Raw genomic sequence first — 10,634 nt, 5'->3', positions numbered from 1 at the left:
ACTTGTTCGCTGGGTCCGATTTCCAGGACGCCGCCGTTGCCCATGACCATGATCCGGTCCGAGACGTCGCGGGCGAAGTGCATTTCGTGGGTGACGACGAGCATGGTCATGCCTTCGTCGGCGAGGTCGCGCATGACGGCCAATACTTCGAGGCCGATTTCGGGGTCCAGGGCCGAGGTCGGTTCGTCGAAGAGCATGACTTTCGGGTTCAGGGCCAGGGCGCGGGCGATCGCGATGCGTTGCTGCTGGCCTCCGGAGAGCCGGGCGGGGTAGGCCGCGGCCTTGTCCGGCAGGCCGACGCGCTTCAGCAGTTTGTTCGCGGTGTCCTGGGCCTGGTCCTTGCTCACGCCCAGGACCTTGCGTTGGGGCAGGGCGATGTTTTCCATCACGGTCAGGTGCGGGAAGAGGTTGAAGCTTTGGAACACCATCCCGGTGACCCGGCGCAGGTGGTCCAGGCTGGCCTTCTCGGGCCGTTTGCCGCCGGCGACGACCCGGGCCCCGCCGATCTCGATGGTGCCCTCGGTGGGTGTTTCCAGGTAGTTCAGGCACCGCAGGAACGTGCTCTTGCCCGCCCCCGAGGGCCCGATGATCGAGACCACTTCGCCCTCGCCCATGGACAGGTTCACATCCGACAACACCCGGGCCGGCCCGTAACTCTTGCCAAGCCCGGAGACCACGACCTCCCCGTGCATCGATACCCGGGGAGCCTTCGTGCCAAAACTGAAGCTCATGCCATTTCCTTTGAATGCGGGACTTCCTTGTCCCTGAGATAGATCAATGAGGATGCCGCGCTTTGCACGGGTGGTGCGTGACGCTCGGTTCGACGGGCTATGCTCCGCCTATTCTTGTGTGCTGCACGTCACTCTACTAACGCGGATGTGCGCTTGTCTAGATATGTGATCACACATTACATTTGGATGTGATGGTAGCCACACGTCTTCCAGCGAACACAATCCCTCAACGACGAAGGAGAAAAGATGTCTTCCGCCTTTAAAGCAAGGAGCGATTGGTGTCATCTGTAACGAGCGCAATCCCCACCACGGAAGCCCCCGGCGTTGTCGCCTTCAAACGCCGCTTCCTGACAAGGCTTACGGCCGTCCTGGTTGGCGGAATGTTCCTTGACGGCTACATCCTCGGAATCATCGGCACGGTCATCGGCAAGATCACCACGGAGCTGCATTTCAATCCGTTGTGGGAAGGTCTGATCGTAGCCTCTTCGCTTCTGGGCATCCTGCTTGGATCGCCCGTGGGCGGCTGGCTTGGAGACAAGTTCGGCCGCAAGCCTTTGTTCATGGTGGACATGGGAATCTTTGTGGTCGGTTCGGCGCTCCAGTTCATCGTCCACGAACCATGGCAACTCTTCCTTGTCCGGCTGCTGATGGGTGTCGCCGTCGGCGTCGAATACTCGGTGGGCTGGCCGCTGATGTCCGAATTCGCTCCTGCCCGGATGCGCGGGCGGCTCATGGGACTGACCCTGGTGGCCTTCTATGTCGGTTTTATGGTGGCGTTCATCATCGGTTACGCCCTGACGACCACCACCTCCGTGGACTGGCGGATCATCCTCGGCTCCAGCACCCTACCTGCGTTGATCCTCTTTTTCGCCCGGCTGGGACTGCCCGAATCTCCACGTTGGTTGTGGAATAAAGGCCGTCACGACGAAGCACGCGCCATCGCCCATAAGTACATGGAAATCGGAAACGATGCGAGCGACCTCGAGCAAGAACAGCACCGTTCGCACGGTAGCTTCAAGATGCTCTTCTCGCGCCGATACTGGCGGTCGACGCTGTTTTGCTCGATGTTCTGGCTCTGCGCCGTCACGCCCTACTTCGCCATCGCAACCTTCGCGCAGGGGGTTTTGGAAGGCTATGGGCTGAGCCAGGGGCTTGCCGGCGGTGTGGGGTTGTCAGCGGTGGCAACGGCCGGGGTCATCCTCACGGTCATCCTTATCGATCGGCTGGGAAGGCGCGCCTTGACCGTTCCACCGCAGTGGCTGTGTTTTGTGCTGCTGCTCATCATCGGACTGTGGGCAGGGGCACCGGCTTGGGTGGTTCTGACATGCTTCCTGATGTTCTCGTTCTTCAATGCGGGGTACAACACCCTCACGGGCATCTATCCCGGCGAGGTCTTCCCCACTGAGATCCGTGGCATTGGAACTGGCTTCGCAACCGCGGTAAGTCGCGTCGGTGCAGGCGCGGGCACATTTCTCCTGCCCTGGTCCGTCGCGAACTACGGTCCCCAATTCACCATGTTGATCGCCGCCGGCCTCACGCTCTTTGGCGCCATCCTGTCCCAGTGGCTGGCGCCGGAAACCAAGGGAAAGAACCTGAGCGAGACGGCTGCCGGCTTCACCCACTGACGCGGGAACCGCGGCACGAACACAAGAAGTTACAACAAAGGCGGTTGGAATCCCCTACTCGAGGGAATTCCAACCGCCTTTCCCCCTGTGTCAGGCCATGAGTCCATGGAGGGCGTCGGCCAGGACGACGGCACCGGTTTCGGCGTCTTCGTCCACGACGTGTTCTTCGGGGGAGTGGGAGATTCCGCTGGGGTTGCGGACGAAGACCATAGCGGTGGGGACGTAGGGGGCGAGGACGCCGGCGTCGTGTCCTGCCCCGGTGTCCAGGATGGGGGCGTCGGGCAGGATTTTCTGGAGTTGCTTGCCCAGGGCGGGGTCGAAGTGGACGGTGGGGCTGAGGGATTCTTCGCGCAGTTCCACTGTGCAGCCTTCTTCTGCTGCGATGAGTTGGGCTTGTTGGTGGATGGTTTCGACGACGGCGGCCGTTACGGCGTCGTCGGGGTGGCGGACGTCGAGCCAGAAGTCCACCCGGGAGGCGATGACGTTGGTTCCGCCGGGCACCGGCTGGAGCCGTCCGACGGTCGCGCGGGCATGCGGTTGGTTCCGGGCGGCATCCCGCACGGCCACGACCATCCTGGACGCGGCGACCATGGGGTCGTGCCGGTCGGACATCAGGGTGGTTCCGGCGTGGTTGCCTTGCCCGTGGACGCTCAGGGCCCAGCGTCCGTGGCCGAGGATCGAGGAAGCGATCGCCGTGGGCTGGTTGAGGTCGATCAGTCCGCGGCCTTGTTCGACGTGCAGTTCCACGAACGCGCCGATCCTGCCGAGGAGTTCCTCGTCGCGGCCGATGAACCGCGGGTCCAGGCCGTTCGCGCCGGCGACGTCGGCGAAGGTGTTTCCGTCCGGATCGCGCAGCTTGCGTGCCTTGTCGGGGTCGATGGCTCCGGTCAGGAGGCGCGATCCGAGGCACGCGACCCCGAAGCGGGATCCTTCTTCTTCGGGGAAGACGACGACGGCGAGCGGCCGGGTGGGTGTGGGCATGCGCGCCTTGAGGAGGTCCACGGCCACCAGCGCGGACGCGACGCCGAGCGGACCGTCGAACGCGCCGCCGCCGGGGACGGAGTCCAGGTGGCTGCCGGTGACCAGGGCGTTGGCTCGGTCGCCGCCGGGTACGTCCCACCAGGCCCAGATGGCGCCGTTGCGGTCGGTTTCGACGCTGAGGCCGCGCCGTGAGGCCTGGTCGGTGAACCAGGTCCGCAGGTCCAGTTCGGCCGTGGAGTAGACGGGCCGGGTGTAGCCGCCGCGGATCGCGTCGGTACCGGTGCGGGCAATCTCGGCCAGCAGTCCGGTGACGGTCGCCGCGGTGGTGGCTGCCGCCGTCGGGCCCTTAGTGGTGTTTTCCGTTGTCATCAGCGGGCTCCGATCGCGGCGAGGCGGAATTGTTCAGGGACTGTACCGGTCCCGGTGGCGAGGGCGGCCCCCAGCTGGCCGATGAGCGGGGCGAATTTGGCGCCGTGTCCCGAGCAGGGGGAGAGGATGGTGATGCCGTCGGCGCGGTCCAGGATGAAGTCTTCGGTGGGCGTGTTGGTGAAGAGGCAGGTGGTTTCGGCGTAGGGTTCCGGGACGAGGCCGGGCAGGTACTTTTCCACGTACTCAACTACCCGACGGCGGTTGGCGGGGTCGATCTGCCCGTCCTGTTCCGCGGCCGAGGGCAGGACCTTCCCGCCGTTGTACTCGGCGACCTTCTGTCCCCGGAAACCGGCGTCGCGCCCGCCGGGAAGCCCGTACGCCTGGAATCCTTCGCGCTTGTGGATGAACGTCGGCCAGGACGCGGGCTCGGTGCCGTCAGTGTAGGGGAAGTGGTAAGCCTGTTCCTGACGCACGTGGATCTGCGGCATGTTCGCCAGGAACGAGGACGGCAGGGCCAGGGAACCGAGCAGCTTCGGGAGCCAGCCGCCGGCGGCGACCACGACGTTCGCGGACCGCAGGGTGCGGCCGTCTTCGGACGTGATGAGGTAGCCGCCGTTGGAGGCGGTGATGGACGTGACGGCCCAATTGTTGTGCAGGGCGGCGCCATGGGCCACGGCCTGGTCAACCATCGCGGTGACGGACTCGTGGGCGTCGATGACGCCCGCGCCCGGGTGCCACAGGACCTGCGTGTCGAAGGCGATCTGGGGCCAGCGGCTGTGCGCTTCCTCGGCGCTGAGGAGTTCGTGCTCGATGCCGCGGGCCTCCAGCACAGCGGCGAGGCGCTCGGGCTGGCGGACCGATCCGTAGTCAACCGCACCGAACGGGGTGATCAGTTCCTTCCCGGAAAGGCGGGCAAGCTCATCCCACCCGGCCTTCGCCTCCTGCACCAGGCCGGTGTAGAACTCGTCCGGGTAGGCGTAGCGGAAGATCCGCGCCGAACCATGGGAACTGCCGGCATCGTTCGCCGGGGTGCTGCGCTCGAGCACCGCGACCTCGTGACCTGCGGCGGCAAGCTGCCACGCCGTCGCGGCACCGGACAACCCGGCCCCGATAACGGCAAATTCGATCGATTCCATGGATGGCTCCTTCGGGAAAGGTAGCGGACGGCCGATGCCGCCCTTCACTCCATCCAGTAACTCACCCTCCGCGGCACGCCGTCCAATATCATTTGGCTAGCAATTATTAGCGTCCGGCGAATGAATCGCCTTCCCCGGTGTCCTCGAAGAGAAATCTCCCACCTAACCATTGTGTGATCACATATCTCTTTCGTAACCTGAGTGGACTTGCAGTGGGCAACCCGTCAGGGGACGAATCGAAAGTTGGCACAAACTTGGAAGCAAATCATGATGTGGTGGTAGTCGGAGCCGGCCCTGCTGGCCTCGCTACTGCCTACTACCTTCGAGACCTTGGCCTGGACATCCAGGTCCTTGAGGCAGGTAGCGATATCGGCGGCAGGACGCTGAGCCGCGACCTCGCGGGCGCCCCGGTCAATACCGGAGCGATGTTCATCTACCGTGGAACGCGGGCAGAGTCGCTCGCCGCGGAACTTGGGATCAGGACCGCCCCGTTCCATCCTGGAACCTACGGCGTCCATGTCGACGGCGTCACTTCCGTCGCGTCGTCCACGGCCGAGGTGGTGGACGCGCTTCCGCTGCCGGACGAATCCAAGCAGGCGCTCGCGGAATTCATGGAATCCGTCTCGCGGGAATACAACGCGAACACCTCAGAGGGCGCTATTACCGAAAACGCGGCCGGTTTGGTCAACGAAACCGTGGCCGAGAGGCTCGCGCACCTTCCCGGGCCCGCCCGAAGCGTCATCGAAACGGCGGTCAGGGGCGGCGCCGTCGGTGATGCCACGCAACTTTCCGCCAAGTACGCCTTGCGCTACCTTGCGAGCTACATCGTCCACGAACAGGACAACCGTCTCTATCCCGTCGATGGAATGCAATCCCTTCCCCGCGCCCTGGCCGGGCGTTGCGGGAGCACGACGACGATCACCACCAATGCGCGGGTGTCAAGCGTGCGGGAGCGGGACGGCCTGTTCGAAGTCTTGGCGGACCATGGCGGTGAGTCCAAGGTGCTGACTGCCCGACATGTGGTCATGGCAGTGCCGGCTCCGCTGCTCGCCGGTATCAGTGTGGGCCTGCCGGATTGGAAGCTCGAGGCCTTGAAGGCCGCAGAGACGCCGGGCAGCACAACCCTCACTGTGGCGGCCAACGTCGACGGCCTGGAAGGGATCGCCGACTGGTCGTTCGTTTCCACCGTCGGCAAGAAATTCGATGCCATTATCAATCCGCTGCCCGGGACTGTCCCGCCCGATGGAATTGTCCGGTTCACCTGTTACGGCAACTCTGCCGGGTTCCTTCCTGGAATCGAAAACGATGAGGCCCGCATCAATGAGTGGGTGGAGGAGTTACTTGAGGTTGCCCCTGAGCTTCGCGGCCGAATTGCGGGAGCTGTGGCCGCCACGTGGGAGCACTGCTTTTCCGTCCTCTCCCCGAAGCGGAACGATGCCCTTCCCGAGTTGCGCCGCAGCATAGGAAACCTGCATTTTGCCGGCGACTACACGTCCGAAACGGCAGGATCCCACGGGGCGTACGAGGAAGGCCATCGGGTGGCCCAATTGCTCCGGGCGGAGCTGTCTGTCCCGGCGTAGTTCCGGGGTAAAAGTCGGGCAAAAGCAGCGCGAGCCGCCCAGGGGCGCGCTGCTTTCGCCCACTTTTTAAAAATCTAGTTGTGATCACATATCTCATATATACTGTGACTCAGAACTCTTATCCGAGGCCACCGCGTGCGCCTCAAGCCAAATCAACATTCTGACCGGAGACGCTGACGTCTCTGATTTCAAAGGGAGATAACGTGGGCACCACCCGACTTGACGCAGATACCCGGATCCTCATCATCGGGGCCGGCGTCGTAGGAGCCGCATTGGCGGATGACCTGACCCGGCACGGCATGAGGTCAGTGACTGTGGTGGACCGCGGCCCCCTCTACAAGACGGGCGGTTCGTCGTCGCACGCTCCCGGGTTCGCCTTCCAGACCACCGGTTCCCCCGTGATGTCGGAACTGGCGCGGCGCACCCTGGACAAGCTTGACGGCTTGGACCTGGACGGGGATTGGATCCTCAAGCGCGTGGGCGGCCTGGAGTTGGCCTGCGACGAAGAACGCATGGAATACCTGCATCGCCGCCACAACCTGGCGCAGTCGTGGGGAATTCCGTCCCGCATCGTCACTTCGGCCGACTGCGCGGAACTGTTCCCCGCGCTGGATACCAGCTCCGTCGTCGGAGGTTTCCACACACCCACAGATGGAGTGGTCAAAGCAGTGCGGGCAGTCGAGTGGCAAGCCCGGCGCGCCATTGCGAACGGCGCTGTCTTCTACGGCCACACCGAAGTCACCGGCTTCCGGATGGAGGCCGGGCGCGTGAGCGGCGTCGAGGTCCGTTCCACGCCGCCGGTGCCCGGAAACCCGTCCAAGGGCCAGGGCTTGCCCGAAGGGACCGAGTTCATGGCCGCGGACATCGTGGTGGTGTGCGCCGGACTGTGGGGGCCGGGGCTCGGCAAGCTCCTTGGGCTTGAATTGCCTATGGTGCCGATGGAGCATTGCTCCGCTTCCACCACCGCATTGCCGTCGCTGGCGGGCTGCAGCGACGCCGTCGAACTTGAACTCCCGATGGTGCGGCACCAGGGAACCGGGTCCTACTTCCGCCAGATGGGCGAGCGCCTCGCGTGGGGCACGTACGAACACCGCGTCATCCCCGTGGAGCAGTCCCAGATCGCGTCTGCGGAGGAATTCGCGGAAACCCAAGTGGAACCTGCCATCCACCCGTTGACCTGGCCGGACCTGCAGGATGGCTGGGCAGAACTCCAGCGCTTGTTCCCAGAAGCCGCTAATTGCGAAGCCGTGGACGGCTACAACGGAGTCTTCTCTTTCACCCCCGATGGAAACCCCTTGCTGGGCGAAGTCCCCGGCATGAAGGGCGTGTGGCTGGGTGAATCCGTATGGCTGACCCAGTCCGCGGGCGTTGCCGGTATCCTGGCCGACTGGATTGTCACGGGCGATCCCGGCGTGGACACCACCAGCCTCGATTTCCGCCGGTTCGACCAGACGCACCTCACACGGACGGTGAGCATCGAACTCGCCAGTGAGAACTACGACGAGGTCTATGACATCAGCCACCCGCGCAAGCAAAGCAGCCGGCTGAGGAAGTTCGCCGCCACCCCGTTCTATGCACGGCAGGAAGCATTGGGGGCGGAATTCGGTTCGTCGCGGGGAGGCTGGGAGCGCCCGCTCTGGTACGCCTCGGCAGAAACAGCCCAAAGGGGGTCGCTGGATGCTTGGACAAGCTACGGATGGTCGCCGAACATTTCGGCGGAAGCTTCCGCGGCAGCGCGTTCAGTGGGACTCGTCGACAGGGGAGCCGCGAACGTCTTCGAGATTCGCGGGAGCGGCGCCAGCAAGCACCTGCACGAAGTGCTCGGCGCCGAAATCACCCTTCCTGTCGATGAGGCCACCGGAGCCCTCGTCGAGTCTCCCTCGGGAGGTATTGCCGCCGACCTGACCATAATCCGTTCCGCCGTCGACGCCTACCTCGTCATTGGCAGCACTCCGGAGGACATTTGGCACCTGCGTCGCGAAACGCCGCATTCCGGTACGGCCGTTGTATCCGACCTGTCATCTGCGACGACGGCCCTGGGCCTCATCGGGCCAAAATCGGCGGAGCTGCTTGATCAACTGACCCGCGGCGGAATTCCGGCGGCCACAAGAGGCGAAGCCCCGGTGATCGATCTCGGCGGTGTTCCAGTGCGCGCCGTCCCGGAGACGCTTGCTGGAGTCGGCGGCTGGACTTTGTATGCAGCCACCGAACACGGCCTGTTCCTGTGGGACCTTTTGGTGGGCGCCGGCAAGGACCACGGCTTGGTCCTGGTAGGCGACGAAGCGTTCAACGCTTTGCGGATCGCGAACGGCATTCCCGCATTTGGCGTGGATTATGGTCCCCAGGACACGGCCGCTGAGGCCGGACTCGGACAAACCACAAACCACAACGGGGAGGGCCGCCGGGAAGGTCACCGCCTTCTTACCCGTCTTCGGCTGCAAGACCCCAACCACGCCGTGATCACCGGCGAGCCCGTCCTTTCGGCAGGTCGCTCGGTGGGTTACATCAGCAGCGTGGCGGAAGACCCGGCCAGCGGCACGTTCCTTGGCTTCGCCTGGGTTGACCCCGAGGCCGCTGCCGCCGGCACGTCCGTTGAAATCGCGCACCTGAACCGCAGGCTGCCGGCGACGATCGACCTCTCGCCGCTCGGCTAGCGCTCGGTTAGCCAGGGAGCGTCAGGTGCGGTCCGCGGATCCGGTAGCAGCCAACGCGGCCACCTGCGCCCGGTAGTATTCCTGCCGTTGGCGGCCCAAGCCGTCCACCTCAAGCTCAACCACGTCGCCGGGTTGGATGTAGGGGAAGCGGCCGGACATCGCCACGCCTTCCGGGGTTCCGGTGAGGATAACGTCGCCGGGTTCCAGGAGCATGTACTGGCTGAGGTGGTGGACGATCGTGTAAATGTCGAAAACCATGTCCGAGGTGTCAGACGATTGGCGGACCTCACCGTTGACCCATGTACGCAAGCCGAGGCTTCCGGCGTCGAGCTGGTCCGCGGGAACCAGCCAGGGGCCCAGGGGAGTGGACTGCGGAAGGGACTTGCCCTTGGTCCACTGGCCGGCCGCGCCCGGCATCTGGTAGTTGCGCTCGGAGAGGTCGTTGCCCACGACGTAGCCCGCGATGCACCCTGCGGCTTCGTCGGTGCTCGACAGGTATGACGCTTCGCGGCCGATCACGATGCCGAGTTCCACTTCCCAGTCGTACTTTTCCGACGACGGCGGGATGGGCGTTGCGTCGAAAGGTCCACTGACCGTGTTGCTCGGTTTGAGAAAGACGACGGGTGTCTCGGGCGGCGTCGCTCCCGACTCGGCTGCGTGCGCCGCGTAGTTGAGGCCGATGCAGACCACCGAACCCGGGCGCGCGACGGGTGAGCCGATCCTGAGCTCTCCGGGCTGGATTTCGGGCAGTTCGCCGCGGATCAGGGCCTCACGGGTGCGAACGATGCCGTCCGTGGCGAGGAAACCGCCGTCGATGTCCTTCGTGAGCGGCCCAAGGCTGAAGTATTTTTCCGGGCCGTTGGCGTCCTGGGCGATGACTACCGGTTTTTCCTGGCCGATAGCGCCCAACCGGGCGAACTTCATGTCCATGTATTCCTCCGTCATTGGCTCGAACATCCGGTCTTCAGTTTGCGGCGGTCCTTTATAAGAGGGAAATATGACCGACGGCGGCACCCAAGGTTCCGAGTAAACGGAACCGCGGGTGCCGCCGTCGGGCATTCAAAACCGGTTCGAACCGGTCCTAGATTTTGTCCTCCGAACCGGAAACCGGAAGGTTCGCGACGACGGGGGAGCTTCCGGTGTAGCCGTCGCGGGCTGCGGCGAGTTCGTGGATTTGTTTGCGGCAGGCGTACCAGCCGGCCACGATGAGGGCGCAGGCTATCGCTGTGACGAGCATGGTGAGCGGGGAGTCGATGAAGACCATGACCAGGACGCCTGCCAGGAACAGGATCGAGAGGTAGCCCGTGTAGGGGGCGCCGAACATCCTGAAGGACGGGCGTTTCAGCCAGCCTTTGTCGGCCCAGCGTTTGAGCTGGAGCTGGCACAGGACGATCGTGGCCCAGGTGACGATGATGCCCACGGAGGCCACGTTCAGGACGATTTCGAATGCGTCGGAGGGCACGAGGTAGTTCAGGGGCACGCCGAGCAGGGAAACGCCGGCGGTGATTGCGATGCCGCCGTACGGGACACCGGCTTTGTTCATGCGTTGGGCGAATTT

General features: G+C 64.3%; 7 protein-coding genes and 1 pseudogene. 3 read left to right on the top strand and 5 right to left on the bottom strand.

Translation table 11 applies throughout. The annotated features are described in order from the left end of the window. Window positions 1–731: amino acid ABC transporter ATP-binding protein (locus E1809_RS25705; RefSeq protein WP_133204588.1), on the bottom strand; the 731-nt coding region annotated here is incomplete at its 3' end. Window positions 732–1,009: 278 nt separating this feature from the next. On the opposite strand from E1809_RS25705, the gene E1809_RS25700 reads away from it, so the two are divergent. Continuing rightward, window positions 1,010–2,356 carry an MFS transporter gene (locus E1809_RS25700; RefSeq protein WP_235835781.1) on the top strand — a complete coding sequence of 449 codons (1,347 nt, stop codon included), beginning with the start codon at window positions 1,010–1,012 and terminating at the stop codon, window positions 2,354–2,356. Between the two features lie 90 nt (window positions 2,357–2,446). Here the strand turns inward: E1809_RS25700 and E1809_RS25695 are convergent, their stop codons facing one another. Together E1809_RS25695 and E1809_RS25690 are read right to left on the bottom strand one after the other, a co-directional pair. Continuing rightward, window positions 2,447–3,706 carry an allantoate amidohydrolase gene (locus E1809_RS25695; RefSeq protein ID WP_133207059.1) on the bottom strand — a complete coding sequence of 420 codons (1,260 nt, stop codon included), beginning with the start codon at window positions 3,704–3,706 and terminating at the stop codon, window positions 2,447–2,449. Then, window positions 3,706–4,842 (bottom strand): FAD-dependent oxidoreductase, encoded by a 1,137-nt coding sequence (locus E1809_RS25690; RefSeq protein ID WP_133207058.1) that lies wholly within the window; start codon window positions 4,840–4,842, stop codon window positions 3,706–3,708. Before E1809_RS25690 ends, E1809_RS25695 begins: the two co-directional genes overlap by 1 nt. Before the next feature lie 137 nt (window positions 4,843–4,979). Here E1809_RS25690 and E1809_RS25685 point away from each other — a divergent pair, with 137 nt between their 5' ends. Further along, window positions 4,980–6,422, top strand: a complete 1,443-nt coding sequence (locus E1809_RS25685) for a flavin monoamine oxidase family protein (protein ID WP_133207057.1) — start codon at window positions 4,980–4,982, stop codon at window positions 6,420–6,422. Window positions 6,423–6,625: 203 nt separating this feature from the next. Further along, complete coding sequence (locus tag E1809_RS25680; RefSeq protein ID WP_133207056.1) at window positions 6,626–9,076, top strand: FAD-dependent oxidoreductase; 2,451 nt, start codon at window positions 6,626–6,628, stop codon at window positions 9,074–9,076. Between the two features lie 21 nt (window positions 9,077–9,097). On the opposite strand, the gene E1809_RS25675 is transcribed toward E1809_RS25680, so the two are convergent. Both E1809_RS25675 and E1809_RS25670 read right to left on the bottom strand, forming a co-directional pair. Next, window positions 9,098–10,006, bottom strand: coding sequence for a fumarylacetoacetate hydrolase family protein (locus E1809_RS25675; protein ID WP_133207060.1), 909 nt, complete (start codon window positions 10,004–10,006; stop codon window positions 9,098–9,100). Between the two features lie 151 nt (window positions 10,007–10,157). Continuing rightward, window positions 10,158–10,634: pseudogene (locus tag E1809_RS25670) on the bottom strand (amino acid permease); the annotation flags it as partial.

It is taken from the genome of Arthrobacter terricola (assembly GCF_004354015.1).
GTDB lineage: Bacteria > Actinomycetota > Actinomycetes > Actinomycetales > Micrococcaceae > Arthrobacter > Arthrobacter terricola.
Note: the sequence above shows the minus strand (reverse complement) of the source record. Positions and strands in the feature narration are given on the sequence as shown.

Coding starts and splice junctions, on each gene's coding strand:
- E1809_RS25695 (WP_133207059.1), bottom strand. CDS start 3,706: ATGACAACGGAAAACACCACTAAGGGCCCGACGGCGGCAGCCACCACC.
- E1809_RS25690 (WP_133207058.1), bottom strand. CDS start 4,842: ATGGAATCGATCGAATTTGCCGTTATCGGGGCCGGGTTGTCCGGTGCC.
- E1809_RS25675 (WP_133207060.1), bottom strand. CDS start 10,006: ATGGACATGAAGTTCGCCCGGTTGGGCGCTATCGGCCAGGAAAAACCG.